Source organism: Dactylosporangium sp. McL0621, from assembly GCF_049995355.1.
Lineage (GTDB): Bacteria > Actinomycetota > Actinomycetes > Mycobacteriales > Micromonosporaceae > Dactylosporangium.
In genome coordinates this window covers 5,789,224-5,814,547 of sequence record NZ_CP188259.1, presented here as the reverse complement: position 1 = coordinate 5,814,547, position 25,324 = coordinate 5,789,224, and the positions used below count along the sequence as shown (strand labels likewise).

The window sequence follows — 25,324 nt, the reverse complement described above, 5'->3', positions numbered from 1 at the left end:
GCTCAGCTCCTCAGCTTCTGGATCTTGTCCTTGAACAGGGTGGTGGCGATGGCCGCCGGGTGCGGCTGGCCCTTGATGAACGCCGTGGCGAACTTCTTGGCCTGCTCGTAGGTGACGCTCGCCGGCATCGGCGGCTCGTTCGGGTCCACGGCCACGTCGACCAGGGCCGGGCCGTCGTACGCGAACGCCTCCCGCAGCGCGCTCGCCACGTCGCCGGGCTTGTCGACGCGGGTGCCGAAGCCGCCGCAGGCCCGGGCGATCGCGGCGTAGTCCGGGTTCGGCTCGCCGAAGCGCACGCCGTGCTCCGGGTAGCCGAGCACCATCTGCTCCCACAGGATCTGGCCGAGGGAGTTGTTGTTGCTCACCACGACCTTGATCGGCAGGCCGTACCGGGCCGCGGTGTTGAACTCGGCCATGAGCATGGCGAAGCCGCCGTCGCCGACGAACGCGACGACCTGGCGGCCCCGGTGGGCGTGCTGGGCGGCGATCGCGTACGGCAGCCCGGGCGCCATCGACGCCAGCGTGCCCGAGAGATAGAACTCGCGGCCGCCGCGGATCTGCCAGTGCCGCGCCGCCCAGGTCGCGATCGTGCCCGAGTCGCACGTGAGGATGGCGTCGTCGGTGCAGAGCGCGTCGAGCTGGGCGGCGAGATACTGCGGGGCGATCGGGTCGCGCTCCGGCGACTCCAGGGCCGTCAGGTGCTCCCGCCAGTCGCGCACCTTCTCCTGGTACCGCCGCAGATGCTTCTGGTCCTTGCGCTCCAGCAGGGGCAGCAGTGCCTCCAGGGTGGCCCCGACGTCGCCGACGAGGGGCACGTCCGTGGCGACGCGGGTGCCGGCGCGTCCCGGGTCGATCTCGACCTGCACGACCTTGGCGGTGCCGGGCTTGGGCAGGAACTTGGTGTACGGGAAGTTCGTGCCGAGCATCAGCAGGACGTCGATGTCCTCCATCAGGTCCTCGCTCGGCTTGGTGCCGAGCAGGCCGAGGCCGCCGGTGACGTACGGCGAGTCGTCGGGCACCACCATCTTGCCGGCCAGCGTCTTGACGATCGGGGCGCCGAGCGTGTCCGCGACCTGCACGACCAGCGCGCCGGCCCCGCGGGCCCCGATCCCGGCGAGGATGCCCACCTTCTCCGCGCCGTTGAGCAGGCCGGCGGCCACGCGCAGGTCGGCGTCGCGGGGCCGGACGGCCGGCGGCAGGTACACCGGCGAGCTCGACGGCGCCACCACGGGCGCAACCGTCTGGTACGGGTCCTTGCCGGCCGGGGCGACCTGGATGTCGTTGGGGATGGTCAGATGGGCCACGCCGCGGCGCGCGTAGGCGGTGCGGATCGCGATGTCGACCAGGGTCGGCAGCTGGGCCGGGTTCATGATGATCTGGTTGTACTCGGACACGTCCTCGAACAGCCGGTCGAGGTTGACCTCCTGCTGGTAGGCCGTGCCGAGCACACTGGACTCCTGCAGTCCGGTGATCGCCAGCACCGGGGCGTGGTCGAGCTTCGCGTCGTACAGACCGTTGGCCAGGTGGATGCCGCCGGGCCCGGACGTCGCCAGGCACACCCCGATCCGGCCGGTCGCCTTGGCGTGCGCGGTGGCCATGAACGCCGCCGCCTCCTCGTGGTGCACGAGGACGAATCGGATCTTGTCCTGGTTGCGGCGCAGCCCCTCCATGATGCCGTTGATCCCGTCGCCGGGCAGCCCGAACACCGTGTCGACGCCCCACTCGACGAGCCGGGAAATCAGTACTTCAGCCGTAATCGCGCCCATGTCAATGCGCGCTACCCGGTCAGATCCCGCCCAAACTGCCCCCTGCCACGTACCGGTTCGACCGAACGCTCCCGGGCCTCACGACACTCATCCGCAGCGGCCGCCGGGCCGTGGTGACCCGCCGCAACGACCTGGATGTATCAGTCCATGTAGACGGAGTCATCCGGCGATCACCTCGCGGGCGGCGATCGCCGCGGCGAGCAGTGTCTCGTCGGCGCGCATCTCGGCGTCCTCGTCGCCGATGTTGAACGCCGCCCGGCGCCGCGAGGAGATGAACCGATCGAGCCGGCCGAGCACCGGCCGCGCGTGCGACCCCATCGCGGTGAGTACCCGCAGCGCCTTCGGCCCGTACAGGTCGTCGGTGAGGTAGTACGGCAGGACGGCCAGCAACCCGTCGGCGACCGCGGGACCTTCGTGGAGCCAGAGCGCGCCGGCCGACTCCACCTGGCCGAATCCGGGCGAACCGAACAGGCTCCGCAGCTGCTTGTGCTGGCGGACTGTGAGGCCGCCGTGCTCGGCGAGCCAGGTCAGCAACTCGGGTGCGAGACGGTCCCGCCGGCCAGCATCTCGCGAGCGGCGGCCACCGGCGCCTGCGGGTCGGCGCCCGCCCGGGCAACCGCCCGGAACGCCTCCGCCAGCCGGGGCTCGTCGCTGCCGGCGCGCATCAGCCGTACCAGTTCCGGCACGTCCGACATGGACACAACGGCGATCGTACGCAGCACGGGAACCGCCGGGATGGCACAGTGGACGGGTGATCTCTGCGCAGTTCGCTCGTCCGCGTGGTCTGCTCGGGCGCCTCGTCGGCCGCACGATGGCGCGCAAGAACGCGCAGCTGACCCGCCGCGTCGTGGCCGCGCTGCAGTTGACCGGCGGCGAGACGGTGGTCGAGTTCGGCTCGGGTCCCGGCGTGGGGCTGCGGCTGCTCGCCGAGGCCCTGCCCGCCGGGCGCGTCATCGGCGTCGAGCCCTCGTCCGTGATGCGCGCCCAGGCCACGGCCCGGCTCCGCCGGATCGCCGGCCGGGTCGAGCTGATCGACGCCACCGCCGAGACCGTCACGCTCCCCGCCGGAAGCGTCGACGCGGTCTGCGCGGTCAACAACGTCCAGCTGTGGCAGCCCCTGCCGGCGTCCCTGGCCAACGTCGTCCGGCTGCTGCGCCCCGGCGGCCGGTTCGCGCTGGGCGTCACCGAGCACGCCGTCCGGCCCGACGGTGGCAGCGTCGGGCGCGCCTTCGACGACGAGCTGATGCCCTGCCTGCGGGAGGCGGGACTCACCGGCCTGACGGCCACCTGGGAACCCGGCGGAAACGGCCGGGAGCTCCTGATCGAGGGCCAGGCCGGCTGACCTCCAGGCGGGCCAGCGCCGCTCCCCCGAGGGCGCCGAGGACCGCCGCGCCGCCGTGGATGTCGCCGAGGACCAGGAGCACCAGCGCGACCACCAGCGACACGGCGGCGGCCAGGCGGCGCCGGCGGTCCGGCTCGCCCAGCAGCGCGGCCGCGGCCAGGGAGGCGGCGAGGCCGAAGTTGACGAGCGAAGTGCCGGCGCCGACGGGGTACACCACCAGCCCCCACAGATCCCCCAGCACCTGCACGACCAGGGCCAGACCGATCCAGCGCACGGTTCCCCAGCGGCGCTCGGCGAGCGTGCCGATCACCGCCAGCGTGACGAGGTTGAAGATCGTGCCCGGCCACCCGCTGTCCTGCACGACGAACGACGTCACGAGGCGCCACAGCTCGCCCCCGGCGATCGCCGCACGGTCGCGGCGCAGCGCCTCGTACAGCGCCGGTGCCACGGTCAGCTGCAGTAGCGAGAACACCGCGACGAGCCCGAACGCGACCGCCGTGGCGATCGGGAACTTCCGCGAAACCGGGGCGCCCGCCAGCCCGGCGGTCACCAGCAGCGCGACGTAGAGGACGGCCACGCGTCAATGATGCCGGGAACCGATGAGTGGATGACATCTCCGGCGTCCGGGTCTGCCGTTCCGGCTGCGGCGCTGCTTCGATGATCCCGGAAGTATCCCCATGAGCGGTCAACAGGGAGATGCGAGGTTGCCGTGAAGGCCGACGCCATTTCCGCGATGGCGGCTGTCGCCGCCCTTGTCGTGAACATCGTGTTCCTGGCATTGCTGGTGAAGCAGCTGCGGCTGCTGCAGCAGCAGATCACCGACGCGAGCGAGTCGTTCGTGGCCGAGCAGGTTCGCATCAAGCGCCAGGCGACCCTGGCCCACATCGCGGCCACCATGGAGCATCGCCGGCAAGGACGGCCACGCGATCAGACCAGTGTGATGACCGCGTCGGCGACGCCCGGGTTGCGCAGCAGGCGCTCGCGCAGCTCGGTGACGTGCGTGACGAGCTCCGAGCCGGGGCGGGCGCGCAGCTCCTCGCTCGGCGACACGTTCATGGTCACGAGCAGCTGGGAAGGGCCGACGTACACGGCGCGCAGCTCGTGCACGGTGCCGATCCACGGCTGCGGGCCGATCGTCTCGCGCAGGTCCTCCATCACGTCGTCGGGCGCGGCCGCGTCGATCAGCAGCGCCTTGGAGCGGCGGGCCAGCAGCCACGCGACCACGGCCAGCAGGACGCCGATGGCCATGCTCGCCGCCGGGTCCCACCAGGCCCAGCCGGTGACCATGTGCATGATCAGGGCGATCAGGGCCAGGGCGATGCCGACGAGGGCGGCGGAGTCCTCGAGGTACACGGTGGTGGCGCTCGGGTCGGAGGCGCGGACCAGGTGCTCGCGGACCGAGCGGCGCCGGGCCTTGGCGTCCTCGCGCAGCTGGCGGCGGGCGGTCAGCCACGACCACGACTCGAAGCCCGCCGACACCACGAGCACCGCGATGCCGATCCACGGGCTCTCCAGCGGCTCCGGCACCAGCCAGCTGCGCACGCCCTCGGCGATCGACAGCAGGCCGCCGACGAGGAAGATGCCGAGCGCGGCCAGGAACGCCCAGAAGTACCGCTCCTGGCCGTAGCCGAACGGGTGACGGCCGTCGGGCTTGCGCTTCGAGCGGCGCAGCCCCAGCCACAGCAGCACCTCGTTGCCGGTGTCGGCGGCCGAGTGCATCGTCTCCGCCCACAGCGCGGCCGAACCAGTGAGGATCGCCGCGACCGCCTTGGCCGCGGCGATCGCCAGGTTCGCCCCCGCGGCCACGAGGACGGTCTTGGTGCTGCTCTCGTCGCTTTCCGCCATGCACCCATCGATACCCGTCCGGGCGCCGGGCAACCGTGTTTGGAAATGGACCGCACCCGGGTACAGCGCGCTCATGCGACCTCGGATCATGGCCGCCACGGTGACCGGGTTGCTCGTGGTCCTGTGCGGGCTGCTCGGGTACTGCTCGGTGCGCCCGCCCGATTTCCACGACTTCCGCGTGGCCGCCGAGCGCACGGCCCAGGCGGCCCACGACGCGCTGCTGACCGCCGACCTGACCGGCGGCGCCGTGCGCGACGGGCGGGCGCCGGAGCTCTACGCGACGGTACTGCTGGATGACAGTGCGAAGAGCTTGGCGTCCTCGGTACGCGACTTCGCCCAGCTGCCCCCGCCGGACGACCCGGCCAAGGCGCTGCGCGACCGCCTGCTGCCCCTGCTGACCGAGGCCGTCGCCCGGCTGCAGGACGTCGCGGCCGACCCCACGGACACCGACGGGCTGCGGGAACTGGCCGGACGGCTCGGTGAGGTCGGATGAACAAGGCGTTCGCCATCACGCTGGGCATCCTGACCGCGATCGGCGGGTTCGTCGACATCGGCGACATCGTGGCCAACTCCGAGGCCGGGGCCCGGTTCGGGATGTCCCTCGCCTGGGTCGTGGTCGTCGGCGTGGTCGGGATCTGCGTGTACGCCGAGATGGCCGGCCGCGTCGCCGCCGTCTCCGGCCGCCCGGTGTTCGACCTGGTCCGCGAGCGCCTCGGGCCGCGCGTCGGGCTGGTCAACCTGGCCGGCTCCTACCTGGTGACCGTGCTGACCCTCGGCGCGGAGCTCGGCGGCGTCGCCCTCGCGCTGCAGCTGGCCACGAGCGTCAACTACCTGCTGTTCGTGCCCGTCGTCGGGTTCGTCGCCTGGGTCGTGCTGTGGCGCACGAAGTTCGAGACCATCGAGCGGGTCTTCGGCCTGCTCGGCCTGACGCTGATCGTGTTCGTCGTGGCGCTGTTCAAGCTCGACGTGCCGTGGTCGGACCTGTGGCACCAGGCAAGCCGCCCGGGCCCGGCCGGCGACGAGAACTGGGGCACGTACTCGTTCCAGGCCGTCGCCCTGTTCGGCGCGGCGATGACACCGTACGAGGTGTTCTTCTTCTCCTCCGGCGGTGTCGAGGAGCGCTGGACGGCCAAGGACCTGACGATCAACAAGGCGAACGTGTTCATCGGCTTCCCGCTCGGCGGCCTGCTCTCGCTGGCGCTGATGGCCACGGCCGCGACCGTGTACCACCCGCTCGGGATGCGCCTGGACAACCTCGGCCAGTCCGCGCTGCCGGTGGTGCTCGCGCTGGGCAAGCTCGGGCTCGCCGTGGCCATCCTCGGCTTCTTCGCGGCCACGTTCGGGGCGGCCATGGAGACCGGGCTCTCGGCCGGGTACACCATCGCCCAGTATTTCGGCTGGTCCTGGGGCAAGCGCCTCAAGCCCACGCAGGCGGCCCGCTTCCACACGGTCGTGCTCGTGAGCGTCCTCATCGGCGTCGCCGCGCTCGCGACAATGGTCGATCCCGTGCAGCTGACCGAGTACACCCTCATCTTCAGCGCGGTCGTGCTGCCGCTGACGTACCTGCCGATCCTGGTCGTCGCCAACGACCGCGACTACCTCGGCGACCGCGTCAACGGCCGGCTCGCCAACGCGCTCGGCCTGCTCTACCTCGCCGTCATCGTGATCGCGGCCGTGGCCGCGATCCCGCTGCTGGTCATGACCGGAATGGGAGGCTGACCATGCCGCTGCTGATCGGCTTCGACCTGCTCGACCGGCAGATCGTCGACCTGGCCGGCGAGGCGGTGGGCAAGGTCGACGACGTCGAGCTCGCCCCCGGCCCCGACGGCGGGCCGCGCATCGCCGCGCTGCTCGTCGGCCCGCAGGCCCTCGGCCGCCGGCTCGGCGGGCGCCTCGGCCGCTGGGTCTCCAGCGTCTCGGGCCGGCTGCACCCGGCCGAGAACCCCGACCCGCTGCGCATCCCGTGGGACGTCGTCGGCCACACCGACAGCGCCGTGCACCTGACCATCCGGCGGGAGCTGCTCGCCGAGCCCGCGCTGGAGCAGTGGCTGCGCGAGCACCTCATCAGCCGAATCCCGGGAGCCCACGATGCCGGCAACTGACCCCGCCCAGGCCGGCCTGCGCGCCAGTGATCTTCTGGGCAAACGCGTCGACGGTACTGCGGGCCGCGTCACCGACCTCGTCGTGGACGACGGCGCGATCGTCGCGGTGATCGTCACCCGGCGCCCCTGGGGCCGCCTGCTCGGCTACGAGCGCGACCAGACGACCGGCCCGTGGCTGCTGGAGGCCCTGGCCCGCTGGGTCCTGCGCCGCGACAGCGCCGAGATCCCCTGGTCGCAGGCGGCGCCCAGCCTGCTACGGGACGTGAGTTACTGAGGCCCCCACCTCTTCCGAGGGATGTTCATACTCCACATGGCCTCGCGATCATGCCCGCGGGCGAAGACGGTCGTACGCTGCGTTTGCATGTGCATGTTGCCGAGACGGAGAGGGTGCCCGCGTGATCGAGGCCGACGAACCGCTGCTGGACGACGCGCCGCGGTTGTTCGGGATCGTCGCCGACCCCGAGGACGACGGCCACCCGTCGGTCGTCGCGTGGGGGCACGAGCTCACCGGACACGCCCTGACGAGCTGGTTCCTGGCCGACGGGCGCATCGAGGTCGCCGTGTTCGGCTCCGCCGAGGCCGCCCTGGCCACGGCCGAGGCGCTGTACCCGTCCAAGCTCGTGTGGATCGACGGGAAGCCATAAGGCCGCCCTCCCGGCGTGCCGGTGTGCGGGTCACGCGAGAATCTGGGTACACGCGTGGGCATGGACACGGCTTGGGGGACGGCTTCGGTGACGGATACGGTGACGCGGCGGTGGCAGGAGGCCGACGACGCCGTCGAGTCGCTGGTGGCGACGCTGACGGCGCTGGTCGTCCGGGCCGAGCACCGCGGCAGCCGCAAGCGCCCGCGCGGCCGGTCCCGGCCGAAGAGCACGCGGCGGTACCTCGCCGAGGTCATCCGCTCCCACCGGCTCGCGCCCGGGCTGCGGGTGGACCGGAACATGATCGCGGCGCTGTTCACCGGGCACCGGGAGCTCGTCGGCAATCCGGTGCTCGTCGTCGCGGTGGCCCAGGCGTGCGGGATCATCGCCGGGCACAAGGTGCCCGCGAAGGAGGCCGCGCGGTTGCGCGCCGCCAGCGCGCGCGTGGCCCGGCTCATCGAGCGCGCGCAGTCTGCCGGCCCGGTCGCAGTCCCGGTCGCCGTCCCGGTTCCGATTCCCGCGCCCTCGCCTCCGCCGGTGCTGGAGACGCTGCCTTTGCCAACGGCGCCCGTGGAAACGGCACCGGTCGTGCCGGCGCCTCCGCTTGTGCCGGCGCCTCCGCTTGTGCCGACGCCTCCGCCGCCGGTCGGGGCGCCTCCGCTTGTGCCGGCGCCTCCGCTTGTGCCGGCGCCTCCGCTTGTGCCGACGCCTCCGCCGCCGGTCGGGGCGCCTCCGCTTGTGCCGGTGTCTCCGCCGCCGGTCGGGGCGCCTCCGCCGTCGGTTGTCGAAACGCCGGCGGAGGCCTCCCGGAGGTCCTACTGGGCGATGGTGGCCGTCGCCCTGCTCGTCGTGCTCGTCGCGCTCTGGGCCTTGCTCCTGCGCTGAGCCCGCAGCACCCGGGCCAGCATCCCGGGCGCCAGCAGCGACTGCGGCGGACGCATGAGGTTCGTGACCTCGAGGAAGCGCCGGGCCACGGCCGCGTCGTGGCCGGTCGCGGCCTGGACCCGGGCGACGTACGCGTTGAGCACCTCGCCCCGCCGCGTCCGCGCCCCCTCCACGAACGGGTAGGCGAGGTCGCCGCCGGCCGACATGTCCCACGGCACGTCGATGATCCGGGCCGCCCGCGCGTAGAAGCGCCGTGGCAGACCATCGAGCCCCGCACCGGCCGCCCGCCCGAGGGCCGCGGCCTGCGCGACCGCGACCGTCATCCCCTGGCCGTACGCCGGGTTGAAGCTGCACAGCGCGTCCCCGATCGACACCAGCCGCTCCGGAAGCCGGGTCAGCCGCTCGTAGCGCCGCCGCACGCTGGCCGGCAGCCGCAGCCGCACCGGGTCGCCCAGCGGCTCCGAGGAGGCCAGGAGCGCGTGCAGGCGCGGGTCGGGCAGCTTCGCGGCGAAGTCGAGGTACCCGTCCGGGTCGGTGGGCGGGGCCTGGCCGGGGCCGACCCCGAGCAGGGTCACCATCCAGCGGTCGCCGTCGACGCCGAGGGCGATCCCGCCGTAGGGCCGCGCCGGGCCGCCGGGCGCGTTGAGGATCGCGGGGAAATCGGCCGCACCGGGCCCGCGGCGGTAGTCGCGGGAGACGTAGACGGTACCGGCGTCGATGCGCTCCTCGGCCGGGCGCTCGAAGCCCAGCGCGGCGAGCCAGGTCGTGCCCCGGTTCCCGCGGCCGGTGGCGTCGACGACGAGGTCGGCGCGGACCTCGTGCTCGCCGCCGCCGACCGGCCGGACGGTGGCGCCGGTGACCCGGGCGCCGTCGAAGGTCAGCCCGGTGGCCTCGTGGCCGTCGAGGATCGTGACCCCGGGCAGCGCCGCGACCCGGCGGCGCAGGCCGGCCTCGAGCAGGGCCCGGCTGATCGAGAGCCCGGCCAGCCCGGAGGCGACGCGGGGCGCGGGCCGGTCGCCGAAGATCCACACGACGTCGCGCTGGATGTCGAGCGGGATGGCGCCCAGCTCGGCGAGCTCGTCGACGAGGCCGGGAAAGAGCTCCTCGAGCACGGCCCGGCCGCGGGCGAGCAGGCCGTGGCCGTGCTCGGCCTGGGGTACGCCCCGGCGGTGGGCGGCCCCGTCGGGCAGGGTGTCGCGGTCGAAGACGGTGACACGGTCAAAGGAATCACGAAGGGCGCGGGCGGCCGTCAGGCCGGCGATGCTGCCCCCGAGGACAATGGCATGGCGTTGGTTGTCGGACACGCCGATGATCCTGCGTCCCCCGGCCGGAGCCCAGGGTCAGTAACGAGACAGTGCCCATCTGCGGACCTTACGTATCACGGCCCGCGATGGCCTCGTGGGCGCGCTGGCGCATCTCGGGCGGGATGAAATCGAGCAGTTGGTCGGGGCGCAGCGGCAGGTCGAGGAGGCTCAGCTTCACCCGGCTGCGGCTGGCGTGCTCGGCCGCCGAGAACCGGACGGTTACGTATCGCGGCCCGCGATGGCCTCGTGGGCGCGCTGGCGCATCTCCGGCGGGATGAGCTCCAGCAGCTGGTCGGGGCGCAGCGGCAGGTCGAGGAGGCTCAGCTTCACCCGGCTGCGGCTGGCGTGCTCGGCCGCCGAGAACCGGACGGTTACGTATCACGGCCCGCGATGGCCTCGTGGGCGCGCTGACGCATCTCCGGCGGGATGAGCTCCAGCAGCTGGTCGGGGCGCAGCGGCAGGTCGAGGAGGCTCAGCTTCACCCGGCTGCGGCTGGCGTGCTCGGCCGCCGAGAACCGGACGATCTCGCCCGCGTCGCGGCGCAGCGTCGTGGTGATGCGGTCGCCGGGGTGGAGGATCGCACCGGCGGTACCGTCGACGTCGACCGCGATCGGAGCGCTGTCCTCGGCCACGGTGAAGCTCACCCGGTCGCCGGCGCCGAGGACCACCGAGCGGGCGATGCCGGCCATCGGGGCGACCGGCGTGACGACGACGGCGTCCGAGGACGGCGAGAGGATCGGCCCGCCGGCCGCATGGTTGTACGCCGTCGACCCGGTCGGCGTCGCCACGATGACGGCGTCGGCGCGGTAGTAGCCGAACCGCACGTCGTTGACGGACAGGTCGACGGAGACGGCCCCGGAGCGCCCGGTGCGGGCCAGGACGACGTCGTTGAACCCGAACCCGGTCGCGAGCTCGGCCGGCCCGGCGTTCGCGGCGAGCCCGGCGTGCCGCTCGATCGTGAAGTCACCGGCGGCGAGGCGGGCGAGCGCGGCGGGCAGCTCGGGCGGCGACACCTCGGCGAGGAACCCGAGGTTGCCGTGGTTGACGCCGAGGATGGGCACCGGCCGCGCGACCACCAGCCGCATAGCGCCCAGAATCGTGCCGTCGCCGCCGAGCGCGATGATCCCGTCGACGTCGGCCGCGAACCGGTCGTCGGCGACGGTACCGACACCGTCCGGCAGCCGGTCCCGGTCGCGCTCCCGGGCCACGACCCGCACGGGGTGCCCACCCGTGGCCGCGAGGATGGCCGCAACGGAGTCGTCGACCGGCTTGCGCGGGTGCAGCACGAGACCGACGGTGCCGACCTTCGAGTGCTCGCTCATGCGTACCAGTCTGCCGTGCCGCGAACAACACGCCCGTGCTGCGTCCCAGTCCCCGTGCCGTGTCACTGTCACAGATAGGCCCGTGCCGCGTCCCAGGTGGGCCCGTGACCTGTCCCAGCGCCCGTGCCGCGGCACAAGGTCGGCCCGTGCCGCGTCACAGCCGGACCGTGCGCGTCACAGCCGGACCGTGCCGCCGTTACAGCGCGGCCGGGCCGCTTCCACTTCCACGCCCCACTGCCGCGGCGCTACGGCGTGCCGGTCCGGGCGTGGCGCTCCAGCGCCGCATCCACGTCGGCGTCGGTGAGCTGGGTGAAGTCGGCGTACCACTGCCCGACCGCGGCGAAGTCCGGCGGCGCGTGCAGGTAGACGACGGTCGCGCTGCCGCCCAGCCGGTCGCGCGCCTGCTCGGAGCAGACCGGCACGGCCAGGACGATCCGCGCCGGTTCCCGGGAGGCCAGCCAGCCCACGGTGGCCTGGGCGGTGACACCGGTGGCCAGACCGTCGTCGACGAGCACCACGCAGCGGCCGGTCACCGCGGGGGCCGGGCGGTCGCCACGGTACCGCCGCACCCGCCGACGCAGCTCGGCCCGCTCGGCGGCGACGGTCGGGGCGAGGTCGGCGGAGCTGAGCCCGAGGTAGCGCAAGACGTGCGTGTCGAAGACCGGCGGCCCGTCCTCAGCAAGCGCCCCGACGCCGAACTCCGCGTGGCCGGGCGCCCCGATCTTGCGGGCGACCACGATGTCGAGCTCGGCGCCGAGCCGCTCGGCCACGGGCACGGCGACCGGCACACCGCCACGGGGCAGCGCCAGCACCAGAACGTCACCGGCGACGGCGGGCGAGCCGGCCAGCTTCTCGGCGAGGGCTCGACCGGCACCGCTCCGGTCGGCGAACAGCATCACGCCGTTCCTCTACCCGCCCGAGGCCCCGGCATGCGTACTCCACCCCACTCGGGGTAGGCGGGAGATCATGGGACACGACACGATGATGGCGGTACCGTCCGCCGGGGTCGTCCTCGACGCCGACGTGACCGTGCCCGCCGATGCGCGCGGGATCGTGCTGTTCGCCCACGGCAGCGGCAGCTCTCGCCTCAGCCCGCGCAACCGCATGGTCGCCGGCCGTCTGAACGGCGTCGGCCTGGCCACGGTGCTGACCGACCTGCTCACCGCCGACGAGGAACGCCGGGACGCCGCCGGGGGGCGCCTGCGCTTCGACATCGGGCTGCTCGCCGACCGGCTGACCGGCGTCGTCGACTGGATCGCCGCACAGACCGTGCTGACCCGGCTCCCGCTGGGCCTGTTCGGGGCCAGCACCGGCGCCGCCGCGGCGCTGCTCACCGCGGCCGACCGTCCGCGCCACGTGCGGGCGGTGGTCTCCCGCGGCGGCCGCCCGGACCTTGCCGGCCCCCGGCTCACTGAGGTGACCGCGCCGGTACTGCTCATCGTCGGCGAGCTCGACGCCTCGGTCCTGGACCTCAACCGGGCCGCGCACCACGACCTCGGCGGCGAGTCGGCGCTGTGGATCGTGCCGGGCGCGACGCACCTCTTCGAGGAGCCCGGGACGCTGGACCAGGTCGCGGGCGCGGCGGCGCAGTGGTTCGACCGGCACCTGGCCGACTTCGACCTGACCCTGAACGGCTACCTGCCCGACGACGACGGCACCTGAACGGCTACCCGCCCGACGACGGCACCTGAACCCGTCCGCGCGCCGCCGATTTGGGCACCCGGCCGAGGTCAACCTCACCCTGCACGGGCTACCCGGCCGGCGACGGCACCTGAGACCGTCCGGGCGCGGCCGATTTGGGCACCCGGCCGACGTCGACCTCACCCTGCACGGGCTACCCGGCCGGCGACGGCACCTGAGACCGTCCGGGCGCGGCCGATTTGGGCACCCGGCCGACGTCGACCTCACCCTGCACGGGCTACCCGGCCGGCGACGGCACCTGAGACCGTCCGGGCGCGGCCGATTGCGACCACGCCCGAACGGTCCTGATGTCAGCTGGCGAAGGCCTTGACCTCCAGCAGGCCGACCGAGCTGGTGCCGGTGGACTGCAGCAGCACCCGCAGGCGCGTGGTGCTGACCTGGGTGAAGTTCACGGTGATGTACGCGTTCGCGGTGACCGGGTAGCCGCTGGCGCCCGGCACGTCGACGTACGCGCTGCCGTTCCAGTACTGCAACTTCCAGCTCGAGGGCACATCGATGCCCTGGTTGTCGTCGAAGAGGTACACCTGCACGCGCTTCAGCGTCTGGGCGCTCGACCATTGCAGCTCGGCCCACTGCTGCCCGCTGTTGGGCCACGTGCCCCAGCGCGGGTTGACGGTGTCGTTCGACGACGGCGGGTCGATCCCGTCGTTGATGGCGTTCACCGACTCCCACGACGACGTGTACGACGCCGACGGCGTCGCGGACCTCGCCAGGTTGCTGTCCGGCTGCGGGTTGCCGCCGCCTCCGGTGCCCTTGATGAGGAACAGGTTGTCGGCGACGTTGTAGTACTTCGACAGGTACGACCCGGCGGGCGGGTTGGTGCTGTAGTAGTCGTCGTGGTTGCAGTCCAGCCGGTTGTCGTGCGCCCGGTCGGTGCACACCGTGCGGACCGTGACGCTGGCGTCGTCCTTGTAGCACATCACGTCCCACTCGTCCGTGCAGTGGCCGAAGCCGGACGCGTTGGGCGCGTTGTTGTTGACGGCGCCGAGGGTGTGGCCGAGCTCGTGCGCGGCCACGCCGGCGTTCCAGCAGCCGTTGTCGGCGCGGGCGTACTCCGGGCCGGTGTTCGACCGGTTGGAGTCGCTCTTGGTCGTGTCGCCGGCGAGGCCGCCGATGCCGCAGTACACGTTCGCGTCGACGAACTGCAGGTACTTGCGGTCCGTGCGGGTGTACCCGGCCGCCTTGACCGCGTTGAGCAGCGGCGCCCAGTCGTTGGCGTTCAGGGCGGAGTCGGCGATCTGCACGTCACGGACCACAGGGCGGCAGGCGCCGTTGACGGTCTCGGTCACGTACCGCACGTGCCGCTCCCCGCCGGTCTCCTTCGCGCTCTCGTTGAAGATCGTGTCCACGCCCTCGGCGAGGGTGCGGAACGTCTCCAGGTACTGCGAGTAGCGGCTGCTGGAGCCGTGGATGTAGAGCACCTCGACGCGGCGGCCGCTCGTACCGTCGCCCTCGCAGACGGCGAGCGCCTGAGTGGACGCCGCGGCCGAGGCGATGGCGGGCACGCCGGCCTTGACCGACAGCCCGGCGGGCGGCGTGTCGGGCCCGTGCGTGCACATGACCGGGCTGGTCCCCTTGACCTCGAGCAGGCCGGCCCCGCACGGCCCGGCGGGGCGGCGCTGCAGGCCGTCGTACACGAGGCCCTTGGCGGGCTCGTTGGCGGGCACGGCGGTGAGGTCGGCGGTCTGACTGGTCCGGTCGCCGGCGAACGCGCTGCCGGCGGCGTAGACCCCGGCGACGACGAGGCCGATGGCGGCGGCCGCGGCGACGATGATCCGTGTGGGTCCGGATCTGGGCATGGGTTGGGGGCTCCCTTCACAGGGCATTGACGAAATCCTTTTCGTAACCCTGGTCGCCCGTATTGCCGGGAGTCAATGCTTGTGACGGGTTGTGCCAAGACTTAAGCGGCATCAAAGAGTGAGCACGGAGCCGAAAACATTTCGGGGTGAAACGTTCACGACAGAACTTCCGCCGCCGGAGGGCGGCCGAATCAATCGGCGGCGGAATGCGGCGGAATCGCGTCGGGCGGCGTCTCGGGCCACATCGGCAACGGCGGCACGGCGGGAGGCTGCGACTGCACGGCGGGAGGCTGCGACTGCACGGCGGGAGGCTGGGACGGAACGGCGGAAGGCTGGGAAGGCACGGTGGGCACGGCGAACGACTGGGACGTCACAGCGTCAGGCTGGGATGGCACGGCGGAAGGCTGGGACGGCACGGCGGGCACGGCAAACGACTGGGACCGCACAGTGGAAGGCTGGGAAGGCACGGCGGCGGGGTGGAACGGCACGGTAGGAGACTGGGACGGCGCGGTCGGCACGTCGAACGACTGGGACCGCACGGCGGGACGCTCGGACGGCACGGTCGGCACGGCGGGAGGCTGGAACGGCGCGGCGGGTAGGGCGGGCGGTGCCGGTGCGGTCGGGGGGTCGGCGGGCGTGTTCGGCTCCTGGCGCTCGGCCCGCGCCGCCTGGCGCTCCTGCCACAGCTGCTGCGCCCGGTCGCCGACCTTGCGCGCCGCGCCGGCCGTGCGGTCGCCGAGCTCGCGGGCCCGCTTCGCTCCGGCGGCGCCCAAGGCCTGCGACTGCTGGCCGACCTTCGAGTTGAGCGCCTGCTGCACGGGCGCGGCCTGGACCAGCTTCTCGGCGCCCTGCCGCGCCGCCTCGCCCGCCGCCGCCGCGCCCTGCCGCGCCGCCTCGCCCGCCGCCGCCGCGCCCTGCCGCGCCGCCTCGCCCGCCGCCGCCGCGCCCTGCCGCGCCGCCTCGCCCGCCGCCGCCGCGCCCTGCCGTGCCGCCTCGCCCGCCGCCGCCGCGCCCTGCCGTGCCGCCTGGCCCGCCACCGCCGCGGCCTCCGCCGCCGCCGTGGCGGTCTTGCGCGCCGCGGCCGCCGCCGCGTCAGTGGTGCGCCTGGCCGCCGCCGGGAGGTGTTCCGCTCCGCGACGCCGGGCCGCGGCCGCCGCCTCCGCCGCGACCTGGGCCGCCACCACCGCCGCGTCCGCGCCCATGCGCCCGGCCACCGCGGCCGCATCCCCGGTCCGCCGCCCGGCGTCCAGCGCCGCGCCCGCAGTCCAGCGCCCGGCGTCAGCCGCCGCACCAGTCGTCCAGCGCCCGGCGTCAACTGCCGCATCCGTGGTCCGTCGACCCGCATCCAGCGCCGCATCCGTGGTCCGCCGACCCGCATCCAGCGCCGCCCCCGTCGTCCGCCGCCCGGCGTCCAGCGCCGCACCAGTGGTCCGCCGCCCGGCGTCGATGGCCGCCCCCGACGTGCGCCGTGCGAGCTCCGCGGTCGCCGCCGCGACCTGCGCGTAGAGCGCCCGCCGCACGACCACCGTCCCGGCCACGCGATCCACGACGGTGCGGTGCTTCGGGCCGAGGGCAGGCAGCAGGTTGACCCACCACACCACCGTGGCCACGACCAGCACGAGGACGCCGAGGGAGAACTCCCCGTAGACGGCCAGGGCCAGCCCGATCCCGACCAGCCCGGTCTCGACGAACGTGGTGGCGAAGGCCCGCCGCACCGCGAACCGCCCGCCCCCGACCTTGGTGTCGGCGACGATCTTGCCGATCGTCCGGCCCCGCCAGGCCAGCATGGACGCCTGGTACGTGAACTGCAGCAGCGGCACGGCGAGTACCGCCAAAATCAGCGGCAACGCCAGGTCGAGCCACTGGCCCGAGGCTACCGCCCGGAAGCCGGGGCCGCCCGCGCCGCGGTGTGTGACCAGCCCGACCAGGCGCGTGGCCCCGACGTCGGCGGCGACGCCACCGACGTAGTTGGGCAGGCCGCGCACCAGGCTCCACAGCGCGTACGCGACCAGGGCCACGCCGGGCACCATGACGATCAGGTAGTCGATCCACCAGCCGAGCAGCCGCCGCCCGATCCCGGCCCGCTTCGGCTCCGCGTTCACGACCGGGGGCGACGGCGGCGCACCCACCAACGGCGCGCCCGGAAAAGGAGGTGGGGCCCAGTACTGCGGCTGGTATGAGGGATCGACCACGACGATATACCTTAGTGCCCCCGCAGCACCGTCCACAGCAGGTACACGTTCAGAACAATGATGAGCGCGGCGATCAGCGACGTCGCGGCCGTGGTCAGCGGGCGGTTCACGAAGGTGCCCATGATGTCGCGGCGGCGGGTGAGCAGCACCAGCGGTACCAGGGCGAACGGGATGCCGAAGGACAGGACCACCTGGGACGCGACCAGGCTCCCGGTCGGCGGCAGGCCCAGGCCCAGCACGAGCAGGGCGGGCAGCATCGTCAGGCCCCGGCGCAGGAACAGCGGGATGCGCCGGCGGATGAAGCCCTGCATGACGACCTGGCCGGCGTAGGTGCCGACGCTCGAGGAGGACAGGCCGGACGCGAGCAGGGCCGCGGCGAAGGCCAGGGCCGCGCCGCCGCCGACCAGCTCGGCGAGGCCCGCGTGCGCGGCCTCGATCGAGTCGATGCCCGCGCGGGCGGTGCCGTGGAACAGTGAGGCGGCGACGACGAGCATCGAGAGGTTGATGACGCCGGCGGCGCCGAGGCCGACGATGACGTCGAGGCGCTGGAAGCGCAGCAGCTCGTGCCGCTCGGCGTCGTCGCGGCAGGAGACGCGGGCCTTGGTGAGGGCGGAGTGCAGGTACACCACGTGCGGCATGACGGTCGCGCCGAAGATGCCCGCGACGAGCAGCAGGGCGCCGCTGTCGCCCAGGCGGGGCAGCAGTCCCCCGGCGATGGCACCCGGGTCGGCGCCGACGGCGGCGAGGTCGTAGAGGAACCCGAGGAAGACGATGGCGAGCAGGGCGGCGATGGCCAGCTCGAAGCGGCGGTACCCGCGCTGCTCCAGCGCCAGGATGCCGAACGCGACCACGGCGGTGATGAGGCCGGCGGGGAACAGCGGCACGCCGAAGACCAGGTAGAGGCCGACGGCGGCGCCGACGAACTCGGCGAGGTCGGTGGCCATGGCGATGACCTCGGCCTGGACCCACAGGCCGCGGGCGACCGCGCGCGGGAAGTGTTCGCGGCACAGCTCCGGCAGGTCGCGGCCGGTGGCCACGCCGGTCTTGGCCGACAGGTACTGCACCAGCATCGCCATGAGGTTCGCCGTGATGATGACCCAGACGAGCAGGTATCCGTGGGCGGCCCCGGCGGTGATGTTTATCGCGAAGTTGCCCGGGTCGATGTAGGCGACGGCGGCCACGAACGCGGGGCCGAGCAGGGCCAGGCCGCCGCGCAGGCGTCCCCGGGCGCGCAGGGCGTGCAGGGCCGGGGCGGGCCGCGGCGGCTGGTCGAGGGTGGGGACGGCGGCGATGGCGCCGCCGTCCCCGGGAAGGGGTGGCATGCTCGGCTGCTCTCAGCCGACCGACGGGCCGAGCCCGAGCGACTGCGGGGTACTCGAGTCCGGCGAGGGCTGGTGCAGACCCTCGTCGAGCGCGCCGAACTCCGTCATGAGCGCCGGGCTGCCACCCCACGGCGTCTGTTCCTCGGCCACGAGTGTGTTCGTGGTGAGCAGGAGCCCGGCCACTGAGGCACCGTTCTGCAGCGCGGAGCGCGCCACCCGGAGCGGGTCGACGATCCCCATCTCCAGCATGTTGCCGTAGCGGCCCTCGAGGGCGTCGAAGCCCTCCTCCGGGCCGAGGTGTTGCAGGCGCGCGACGACCTCGGGGCCGGAGTAGCCGGCGTTGGCGGCGATCAGGAAGGCGGGTTCGGTGAGGGCGCGGCGCACGATCTCCACGCCGGTGGCGTAGTCGTCCTTGACCTCGAGGTCGTGCAGCGCGGACTCGGCGTGCAGCAGGGCCGCCCCGCCGCCGGCGACGACGCCCTCGGCCATCGCCGCGCGGGTGGCCGACAGCGCGTCCTCGACGCGGTGCTGCAGCTCCTTGAGCTCGGCGTTGGTCGGGGCGCCGACCCGGATGACGGCGACCTTGCCGGAGAGCGCGCCGATGCGCTCGGTGAGCACGTCCTCGTCGATGCCGAAGGTGGCCCGGGCGAGCTCGGAGCGCAGCTGGGTGAGGCGGAACTCGACGTCGTCCGGGGCGCCGTTGCCGCCGATGATCGCGGTGCTGCCGGCGGTCACCCGCACCTGGGTCGCCCGGCCGAGGTGCTCCACGGTCATGGTCTCCAGCGAGAAGCCGGAGTGGCGGCTGTACACCGCGCCGCCGGTGATCGCGGCGATGTCCTCGAGCTTGTGCAGCCGCCGGTCCCCGAAGCCGGGGGCGCGGACGGCGACGCACTGGAAGGTGCGGTTCACGTGGTTGTGCACGAGCATGCTCAGCGCCGTGCCCTCGACGTTCTCGGCGATGATGACGAGCGGGCGGGGCGCCCGCATGATCTTGTCGAGGATCGGCATGAGCTGCTGTACCTTGGTGATCTTCTCGCTGCACAGCAGGATGTAGGGCTCGTCGAGGACGGCCTCCAGCGCGGCCGGGTTCGTGACGAGGTACGGCGAGAGGTACCCGTTGTCGAACTCGAAGCCCTCGACGAACCCGACGCTCATCCCGTGCGAGCCGGGCGCGGCGGACTCCTCGACGGTGACGATCCCGCCGTTGCCGACGGTGTGCAGGGCCTTGGCGATCACCGCGCCGACGACCTCGTCGTCGTTGGCCGAGATCGCCGCGACGCGCCCGAGGTCGGCCTCGGTGTCGACCGGCCGGGCCACGGCGCGCAGGTGCTCGACGAGCCGGCCCACGGCGAAGTCGATGCCGCGCTTGACGAGCACCGGGTTGGCGCCGCCGTCGATGGCGGTCATGCCCTCGCGCACGATCGCCTGGGCCAGCACGGTCGCGGTGGTCGTGCCGTCGCCGACGATGTCGTTGGTCTTGATCGCGGCTTCCTTGACCAGCTGGGCGCCCATGTTCTCGAACTGGTTCTTGAGGTGGATCTCGCGGGCGATGGTGACGCCGTCGTTGGTGACCACCGGCGAACCGGTGATCTTCTCCAGGATGACGTTGCGGCCCTTGGGCCCGAGCGTCGACTTCACCGCCTCGGCGAGCTGGTCGACGCCGGCCAGCAGCAGGCTGCGCGCCTGCGGGCCGAAGCGGAGTTCCTTGGCCATCGGTTCCTCCCGGCCGCTACGGCACGAGGATCGCGCGGCCGCGGACCCGGCCGGCGTCGAGGTCGGCGATCGCTTCCGCGGCGGCGGAGAGCGGGTAGGTCTTGGTGTGCAGCGTGACCTTGCCGGACTCGGCGAGCACCATGAGCTCGGCGAGGTCGGTGTAGGTCCCGACGATGTTGCCGATGATGTTGCGCTCGGTCGAGATGATGTCGAGGGTCGGAATCTGTACCGTGCCGCCGTAGCCGATGACGAAGTACGACCCGTTGCGCCCGGTCATCGCGAAGCCGTCGTGCTCGGCGCCCTGTTCGGCCACGAAGTCGAGCACGACCTCGGCGCCGCGGCCCCCCGTCAGATCCTGGACCGCCTCGACGTGCCGGCCGTCGGCGACGACGGTGTGGTCGGCGCCGAGCTGCTCGGCCAGCTTGAGCGCGTCGGGGTTGCGGTCCACCACGATGATCTTCGTGGCGGTCAGCGCGGCCAGGCACTGGATGCCGATGTGCCCGAGGCCGCCGGCGCCGATGAGCACCGCGGTCGTGCCGGGGTACAGCAGCGGGATCGCCTTGCGCACGGCGTGGTAGGCGGTGATGCCGGCGTCGGCGAGGGCGGCGACGTCCTCGGGCCGGGTGGCCGGGTCGAGCCGGACACAGGCGCGGGCCGAGGTGAGCAGGAGCTCGGCCATGCCGCCGTCGTGCGACAGCCCCGGGAAGCTGCTGTCGACGCAGTGCATGTCGTTGCCGGCGCGGCAGGCGTGGCAGAGCCCGCACGTCGGGGTGGGGTGCAGGATCACGGTGTCGCCGACGGCGACGTTCGTCACGCCGGCGCCGATCGCGTGCACCCAGCCGGCGTTCTCGTGGCCGAGGGTGTAGGGCAGCGCGGGGTTCATCGCCGCGGCCCACTGGCCCTCGATGATGTGCAGGTCGGTGCGGCAGACACCGGCCCCGCCGATGCGTACGACGACGTCGAGCGGCCCGGAGACGACCGGCTCGGGGATCTCCTCGACGACGGGCGTCTGGTGGTAGCCGTGCAGTCGAACGGCCTTCATCGATCCTCCTCAGAAGTTTGCCCGAGGCCCGCGTCGGCGTAGCGGTGCCGCAGCATGCCGCGGCAGATGCCGGTGTTGGCCTCGATGTTCACGCGCGTGGTGCGCGCCTTGCGCAGGTACAGCGGCGCCGCCCCGCCCGGCACGCCGCCCCCGCCGTCGGGGTCGATGAGCAGGGGCGCGTCATCGCCGGCGGCGAGCCCGAGCTCGGCCCGGCGTCGCCGCAGCCGCCGCAGCTCGGGCGACGGTGGCACGTCGCCGAGCCGCAGCCGGGCCAGGTCCGCCGGGTCGCGCCCGGCGCCGAGCAAGGGCCGGCACACCTGGTCGGTGCCCGCGAGCACGGCCTTGCGCAGGAACCCCGCACGCAGCTCGTCGAGCTCGCCGGCCGCCTCGCCGGCGAAGGACCCCGCGAACCCGGCCCGCGCGGCGACGCCCGCGTTTATCGCGTCGGCCGCGAAGTGGTCCTCGAGCACGATGCGGGCCGCGCGGACCCCGTCGACGGCCGCGACCGCGTCGTAGGCGTCGGCGACCATGAGGAACGCGAAGTTCGGCGCGCAGAAGTACGTCGGCAGGCGCAGGTGCACCTCGGCGACGCCGTCCGCCGAGCGGGTGCACGAGGCGACGAAGCCGAGCGCGGTGATCGGCTCGTCGAGCTCCGGGTCCCGGACCCCCTCCAGCGCGGTCAGGAGAGGGTCCGCGAGCACCCCGGTCATGCCGAGTCGACGAGCTGGGCGTCGTCGCGGGCGGCCGGGGTACCCTGGCCGGCGTCGAGGCGGAACTGCGCCGGCACGTCGATGCCGTAGAGCCGGGCGGCGTTGAGCCCGAGGATCTTCTTCTTGGTCGCGGTCGTCACCCGCGGGTAGTCGGAGAACTCGTCGTCCGGGTAGTCCCAGTCGACGAAGCCCTCGACCTGCCACTTCGGCTCCCAGATGCCGTAGTCGCTGCCGAAGGTCATCTTGTCCTCGCCGACCCAGAACAGCAGCTCCCCCATGACCTTGGCGAAGAAGCGCGGCCGGGCGTGCATGAGCCCGCCGATGACGACCGACAGCCCGGCGTACACATTCGGCTCCTGCGTCGCCATGAAGCAGAAGTCCTCGATGCGGGGCAGGCCGACGTGCTCGACGATGAAGTTCAGGCCCGGGAAGTCGGTCGCGGCGTGGTCGACGTCGCTGACGTCGAACGCGTCCTTGTCCAGCGGCCAGATCGTCGGTCCCTTGTGGACGTGGATGTTCACGATGCCGAGCTCCTGGCAGGCCTCGAGGTAGCGGTAGGCCTCGCGGTCGGTGAGCTTCCAGCCCCGCGAGCCGTTGCGCCACTCGGCGGTGTAGAGCTTGACGCCGCGGGATCCGTAGCGCTCGACGTTCTCCTTGAGCCGCTTGAGGCCGTCGTCGCCCTCGCGGGGGTCCCAGCGGGTGTTGGCGATGAACCGGCCGGGGTGCTTTTCGCCGAGGGCGGCGTTGCGCTCGGTGGTGTTGAAGCCCTCGCGGTACCACTCGGTGAGGTATGTCGGTTGGAACACCGCGACGTCGACGTGGCCGTCCTGGAAGACGTCGCGCATGAGGTCTTCCTCGGTGTACTTCATGAACTTCTCGATCGGCCAGTGCGTCTCCTCGGGCCCGAGGCCCTGGTACGCGTGGAAGCACTCGATCCAGCCCTTGGCGTACTGCTCCGCGCCCGGCACCCAGTTGTCCGGGGCGGCGTTCCAGTAGTGCATATGGCTGTCGACGACGAAGTACCGCTCGCCATCCTTCTCGTACACGGTGCTACCTCGATCCGGCGGTGAGGTCGAAGCCGATGTACTCGGCCGCGTCCTCGGGGTTGGCGAACATGATGGTCCGGTCGTCCTCGTGGATCATGCGGCCGTAGTGTGTCGACATGCTCTCCTCGAACTGGGCCGCGTCGAAGTAGCCGGGCTCCTCGCCGAGGGCCTCGGAGACCTCGTCGTACACGACGTCCATCCGGCCGGACGCGTCGACGCGGATCATCGAGGGCAGCGGCAGCACCCGGACATTGGGCTTGCCCGCCATCACCTCGGCGACGACGACGCCGACCTGGTTGTTCATGAGCGTGAAGCCGCACATGTTGGACGGGCTGCTGTCGGACTTGAACGGGCTGTGCCCGAACTCGGTGGTGGTCACTGGGCCAGCTCCTTCGGGGTCGGCAGGCCGAGGTCGGTGAGGATGCCGGTGAAGCGGCTCTTGGCCCGGTCGAGGGCGTCCTCGAAGCGCGGCGGCTTCGCGTCGGGCTGGGACCACAGCGGCTGCAGCGCCCGGGCGGCGGCGATGCACCGCGGCACCCAGTTCGCCAGCCACTGCCCGATCAGGCCGCGGTTGTGCTCGGCGAACTCGCGGTCGTTGGTGAGCAGCTGGAACATCGCCACGGTGTAGCGCAGGTCGCGCTCCGAGAAGTCGTACTCCTCCGCGCCGACGATCGTGGGGGTCACGAAGTCGCCGTTGCGGGGGGCCGCGTGCTGGACGAGCCCGCTGCGGAACAGCTCGCCGACCAGCGGCTCGAACACGACGTTGGCCGCCAGGACCGCCTCGCACCAGTCGTCGATCGCGGTGAGCGCCTCGGCCGTGTCCCGTACACCCTGCCAGGCCGGATCGGTGTTCCAGGTCTCCAGGTGGGCGGAGCCGTCGAAGCCGGGGATCTCCTCGCTGAGGGTCAGGCTGTACAGCGCGAGGTCCTGCGCGGCCCGGATGCGGTGCATGCTGTTGACCGAGATCGCGTTGTTGTGCATGTTCGTGGGGGCGCGCCGGTTGGCGTTGGCGAACAGGTAGAGGCCGAGGCCGTGGTCGACGTGCATCCAGGCGCCGACGTGGCGCTCGACGAACTGGACCCAGTTGGGGTTCCACTGCTCGAACGCCTTGGCCCGGCGGGCCGCCTCCACGTTCTGGGTGACCTGGCGCACGACGTTGGAGTTGTAGCGGTACAGCGAAAACTCCCACTCCTCGTTGGGGTCCCGGAACTCGTGCCACCCGTGCGCCGGCCAGTCGTAGCCGCGCCCGCCGGAGCCGGGCCCGCGCCGCGGCTCGGGCCGGTCGGAGCCCCAGGCCTTCAGGGCGGTCCAGTCCAGCGGGTAGCCGCCGCGGCCGTCGGAGAAGCCGTAGAGCCAGCCCTGCGCCAGGTAGTGCCGCGGGTCCGGCTGCACCTCGACGGTGACGTCCTCGTAGTGGGTCTGCTTGCGCTTCTGCGGCAGGTAGTAGTTGAACCGGCGGGCGCCGGAGTCAGGGAACTGCTTGGCGCCGGCCTCGGCGTCGGTGAAGACGGGCTTCGGAACGCTGCGTTCCTGCGGCACGGTCGTCATCAATCCTCCCCACCTGTGGTGGTGAACTTGTCGAAGTAGATGCGTTTCTCCTCCACGCCGAGCGCGGTGAGCGCGGCCATCGCCGCCTCGACCATCGGCGGCGGCCCGCACACGTAGGCGTGCACGCCCTTGAGGTCGGTCTCGTGGCGCTTCAGTACGTCGGTGACGAGCCCGGTCTCGCCGTCCCAGCCGGAACCGTCCTCTTCGGACAGTGCCGGCACGTAGCGGAAGTCCTTGATGGTGGCCTCGAGCGCCCGCAGCTCCGGGCCGAAGCACAGGTCCCGCCGGGTCCGGGCGCCGTAGTAGAAGACCGCCGGGCGCTCGATGCCCCGCTCGGCGATCGAGCGCAGCAGGCCCAGGATCGGCGCCAGGCCGGCGCCGCCGCCGACGAACACGATGCGTTCGTCGTGGGCCTCCCGCAGCGTGAAGACCCCGAACGGGCCGGTGATGTCTAGCCGGTCCCCGACGGCCAGCCGGTTGTCCAGGAAGGACGAGAACAGGCCGCCGGGGTACACCTTGATGACGAACTCGAGCCGGCCGTCCTCGCGGCTGGAGACGTTGGCCATCGAGAACGACCGGGTCTCGCCCGTGCCCGGCACGGTGATGTCCATGTACTGGCCGGGAAAGAACTTGATCTCCGCCGGCTCGACCAGGCGCAGGACGAGGTGGCGCAGGTCGTGGGTCACCGGCTCGATCGACACGACCTCGGCCACGGCCTGCTGGATCGGCAGGCCGGACCGGATCATGTCCTCGTCGAAGTTGAGCAGCTCGATCCGCACGTCCTCGTAGACGTGCGCCCGGCAGAGCAGGGTGAAGCCCTCGTCCTTCTCGTAGTCGGGCAACGCGAACGTCGAGTAGCGATCGAGCTCGATGTCGTCGCCGTCCAGGACGAACGACTTGCAGGAGGCGCACTGCCCCTCCTTGCAGCCGTGCATGAGCATGATGCCCTGCTCGGCCGCGGCACGCAGGACCGTCTGGTCCTCGTCGACCTCGATCTCGATCCCGACCGGCTCGAACCGGACCAGGTGCTTGTCGCCCACGGTG

Annotated in this window: 27 protein-coding genes; 8 read left to right on the top strand and 19 right to left on the bottom strand. The window is 72.7% G+C overall.

The genetic code is table 11. The features are described from left to right. Positions 1–2 precede the first annotated feature (2 nt). The 3 genes from ACPPVO_RS27465 to ACPPVO_RS27455 all read right to left on the bottom strand — a co-directional run bounded on the left by ACPPVO_RS27465 (position 3) and on the right by ACPPVO_RS27455 (position 2,467). Positions 3–1,766: a thiamine pyrophosphate-dependent enzyme gene (locus ACPPVO_RS27465; RefSeq protein ID WP_426514030.1), complete on the bottom strand. Its 1,764-nt coding sequence runs from the start codon at positions 1,764–1,766 to the stop codon at positions 3–5. Positions 1,767–1,925: 159 nt separating this feature from the next. After that, complete coding sequence (locus ACPPVO_RS27460; RefSeq protein WP_426514029.1) at positions 1,926–2,300, bottom strand: hypothetical protein; 375 nt, start codon at positions 2,298–2,300, stop codon at positions 1,926–1,928. Continuing rightward, positions 2,294–2,467 (bottom strand): hypothetical protein, encoded by a 174-nt coding sequence (locus ACPPVO_RS27455; protein WP_426514028.1) that lies wholly within the window; start codon positions 2,465–2,467, stop codon positions 2,294–2,296. The genes ACPPVO_RS27460 and ACPPVO_RS27455 overlap by 7 nt, the downstream gene beginning before the upstream one ends. A 50-nt stretch (positions 2,468–2,517) precedes the next feature. Between ACPPVO_RS27455 and ACPPVO_RS27450 the strand changes: the two genes are divergently transcribed. Further along, complete coding sequence (locus ACPPVO_RS27450) at positions 2,518–3,108, top strand: class I SAM-dependent methyltransferase (RefSeq protein WP_426514027.1); 591 nt, start codon at positions 2,518–2,520, stop codon at positions 3,106–3,108. Here the strand turns inward: ACPPVO_RS27450 and ACPPVO_RS27445 are convergent. The 3 genes from ACPPVO_RS27445 to ACPPVO_RS27435 form a co-directional block, all read right to left on the bottom strand. Continuing rightward, complete coding sequence (locus tag ACPPVO_RS27445; protein ID WP_426514026.1) at positions 3,035–3,685, bottom strand: rhomboid family intramembrane serine protease; 651 nt, start codon at positions 3,683–3,685, stop codon at positions 3,035–3,037. The genes ACPPVO_RS27450 and ACPPVO_RS27445 overlap by 74 nt on opposite strands. Positions 3,686–3,793: 108 nt before the next feature. Then, positions 3,794–3,991 carry a hypothetical protein gene (locus tag ACPPVO_RS27440; protein WP_426514025.1) on the bottom strand — a complete coding sequence of 66 codons (198 nt, stop codon included), beginning with the start codon at positions 3,989–3,991 and terminating at the stop codon, positions 3,794–3,796. 44 nt (positions 3,992–4,035) lie between these two features. After that, positions 4,036–4,953: a cation diffusion facilitator family transporter gene (locus ACPPVO_RS27435; RefSeq protein WP_426514024.1), complete on the bottom strand. Its 918-nt coding sequence runs from the start codon at positions 4,951–4,953 to the stop codon at positions 4,036–4,038. A gap of 73 nt (positions 4,954–5,026) precedes the next feature. Here ACPPVO_RS27435 and ACPPVO_RS27430 point away from each other — a divergent pair, with 73 nt between their 5' ends. The 6 genes from ACPPVO_RS27430 to ACPPVO_RS27405 all read left to right on the top strand — a co-directional run bounded on the left by ACPPVO_RS27430 (position 5,027) and on the right by ACPPVO_RS27405 (position 8,581). Further along, positions 5,027–5,446, top strand: a complete 420-nt coding sequence (locus ACPPVO_RS27430) for a hypothetical protein (RefSeq protein WP_426514023.1) — start codon at positions 5,027–5,029, stop codon at positions 5,444–5,446. Next, positions 5,443–6,672 carry an NRAMP family divalent metal transporter gene (locus ACPPVO_RS27425; protein ID WP_426514022.1) on the top strand — a complete coding sequence of 410 codons (1,230 nt, stop codon included), beginning with the start codon at positions 5,443–5,445 and terminating at the stop codon, positions 6,670–6,672. The genes ACPPVO_RS27430 and ACPPVO_RS27425 overlap by 4 nt, the downstream gene beginning before the upstream one ends. 2 nt (positions 6,673–6,674) lie before the next feature. Then, the gene (locus ACPPVO_RS27420) at positions 6,675–7,055 is read left to right on the top strand and encodes a hypothetical protein (protein WP_426514021.1); all 381 of its coding nucleotides are present in this window, start codon (positions 6,675–6,677) and stop codon (positions 7,053–7,055) included. Beyond that, on the top strand, positions 7,042–7,329 hold the full coding sequence (locus ACPPVO_RS27415) for a PRC-barrel domain-containing protein (protein WP_426514020.1): 288 nt from the start codon (positions 7,042–7,044) through the stop codon (positions 7,327–7,329). Before ACPPVO_RS27420 ends, ACPPVO_RS27415 begins: the two co-directional genes overlap by 14 nt. A gap of 121 nt (positions 7,330–7,450) precedes the next feature. Continuing rightward, on the top strand, positions 7,451–7,699 hold the full coding sequence (locus ACPPVO_RS27410) for a hypothetical protein (RefSeq protein ID WP_426514019.1): 249 nt from the start codon (positions 7,451–7,453) through the stop codon (positions 7,697–7,699). An 87-nt stretch (positions 7,700–7,786) separates the two neighbouring features. Then, a complete protein-coding gene (locus ACPPVO_RS27405; RefSeq protein WP_426514018.1) occupies positions 7,787–8,581 on the top strand; it encodes a hypothetical protein in 795 nt (264 codons plus the stop codon). On the opposite strand, the gene ACPPVO_RS27400 is transcribed toward ACPPVO_RS27405, so the two are convergent. The 3 genes from ACPPVO_RS27400 to ACPPVO_RS27390 all read right to left on the bottom strand — a co-directional run bounded on the left by ACPPVO_RS27400 (position 8,512) and on the right by ACPPVO_RS27390 (position 12,103). Further along, positions 8,512–9,885, bottom strand: coding sequence for an FAD-dependent oxidoreductase (locus ACPPVO_RS27400; RefSeq protein WP_426514017.1), 1,374 nt, complete (start codon positions 9,883–9,885; stop codon positions 8,512–8,514). The genes ACPPVO_RS27405 and ACPPVO_RS27400 overlap by 70 nt on opposite strands. A 371-nt stretch (positions 9,886–10,256) precedes the next feature. After that, positions 10,257–11,207, bottom strand: a complete 951-nt coding sequence (locus ACPPVO_RS27395; RefSeq protein WP_426514016.1) for an NAD(+)/NADH kinase — start codon at positions 11,205–11,207, stop codon at positions 10,257–10,259. A 245-nt stretch (positions 11,208–11,452) separates the two neighbouring features. Beyond that, the gene (locus ACPPVO_RS27390) at positions 11,453–12,103 is read right to left on the bottom strand and encodes a phosphoribosyltransferase (RefSeq protein WP_426514702.1); all 651 of its coding nucleotides are present in this window, start codon (positions 12,101–12,103) and stop codon (positions 11,453–11,455) included. A gap of 70 nt (positions 12,104–12,173) precedes the next feature. On the opposite strand from ACPPVO_RS27390, the gene ACPPVO_RS27385 reads away from it, so the two are divergent. Further along, on the top strand, positions 12,174–12,869 hold the full coding sequence (locus tag ACPPVO_RS27385; RefSeq protein WP_426514015.1) for a dienelactone hydrolase family protein: 696 nt from the start codon (positions 12,174–12,176) through the stop codon (positions 12,867–12,869). 329 nt (positions 12,870–13,198) lie between these two features. Here ACPPVO_RS27385 and ACPPVO_RS27380 read toward each other — a convergent pair whose 3' ends face one another. The 10 genes from ACPPVO_RS27380 to ACPPVO_RS27335 form a co-directional block, all read right to left on the bottom strand. Then, entirely contained in the window at positions 13,199–14,707 is a 1,509-nt protein-coding gene (locus tag ACPPVO_RS27380; RefSeq protein ID WP_426514014.1) for a DUF7402 domain-containing protein, read from the bottom strand. Between the two features lie 191 nt (positions 14,708–14,898). After that, positions 14,899–16,899, bottom strand: coding sequence for an RDD family protein (locus tag ACPPVO_RS27375; RefSeq protein ID WP_426514013.1), 2,001 nt, complete (start codon positions 16,897–16,899; stop codon positions 14,899–14,901). 11 nt (positions 16,900–16,910) lie between these two features. Beyond that, entirely contained in the window at positions 16,911–18,221 is a 1,311-nt protein-coding gene (locus ACPPVO_RS27370) for an Nramp family divalent metal transporter (RefSeq protein ID WP_426514012.1), read from the bottom strand. A gap of 12 nt (positions 18,222–18,233) precedes the next feature. Next, entirely contained in the window at positions 18,234–19,934 is a 1,701-nt protein-coding gene (gene groL, locus ACPPVO_RS27365) for a chaperonin GroEL (protein WP_426514011.1), read from the bottom strand. 16 nt (positions 19,935–19,950) lie between these two features. Further along, the gene (locus ACPPVO_RS27360; RefSeq protein WP_426514010.1) at positions 19,951–20,976 is read right to left on the bottom strand and encodes an NAD(P)-dependent alcohol dehydrogenase; all 1,026 of its coding nucleotides are present in this window, start codon (positions 20,974–20,976) and stop codon (positions 19,951–19,953) included. Then, positions 20,973–21,686: an iron-sulfur cluster assembly protein gene (locus tag ACPPVO_RS27355; RefSeq protein ID WP_426514009.1), complete on the bottom strand. Its 714-nt coding sequence runs from the start codon at positions 21,684–21,686 to the stop codon at positions 20,973–20,975. The genes ACPPVO_RS27360 and ACPPVO_RS27355 overlap by 4 nt, the downstream gene beginning before the upstream one ends. Continuing rightward, positions 21,683–22,732 (bottom strand): amidohydrolase family protein, encoded by a 1,050-nt coding sequence (locus ACPPVO_RS27350; RefSeq protein WP_426514008.1) that lies wholly within the window; start codon positions 22,730–22,732, stop codon positions 21,683–21,685. Before ACPPVO_RS27350 ends, ACPPVO_RS27355 begins: the two co-directional genes overlap by 4 nt. Positions 22,733–22,736: 4 nt before the next feature. Then, the gene (gene mimD / locus ACPPVO_RS27345) at positions 22,737–23,111 is read right to left on the bottom strand and encodes a propane 2-monooxygenase effector subunit MimD (protein ID WP_426514007.1); all 375 of its coding nucleotides are present in this window, start codon (positions 23,109–23,111) and stop codon (positions 22,737–22,739) included. After that, positions 23,108–24,280 carry a toluene hydroxylase gene (locus ACPPVO_RS27340; protein WP_426514006.1) on the bottom strand — a complete coding sequence of 391 codons (1,173 nt, stop codon included), beginning with the start codon at positions 24,278–24,280 and terminating at the stop codon, positions 23,108–23,110. Before ACPPVO_RS27340 ends, mimD begins: the two co-directional genes overlap by 4 nt. Next, complete coding sequence (locus ACPPVO_RS27335; RefSeq protein ID WP_426514005.1) at positions 24,280–25,320, bottom strand: FAD-binding oxidoreductase; 1,041 nt, start codon at positions 25,318–25,320, stop codon at positions 24,280–24,282. Before ACPPVO_RS27335 ends, ACPPVO_RS27340 begins: the two co-directional genes overlap by 1 nt. Between the last annotated feature and the right edge of the window lie 4 nt (positions 25,321–25,324).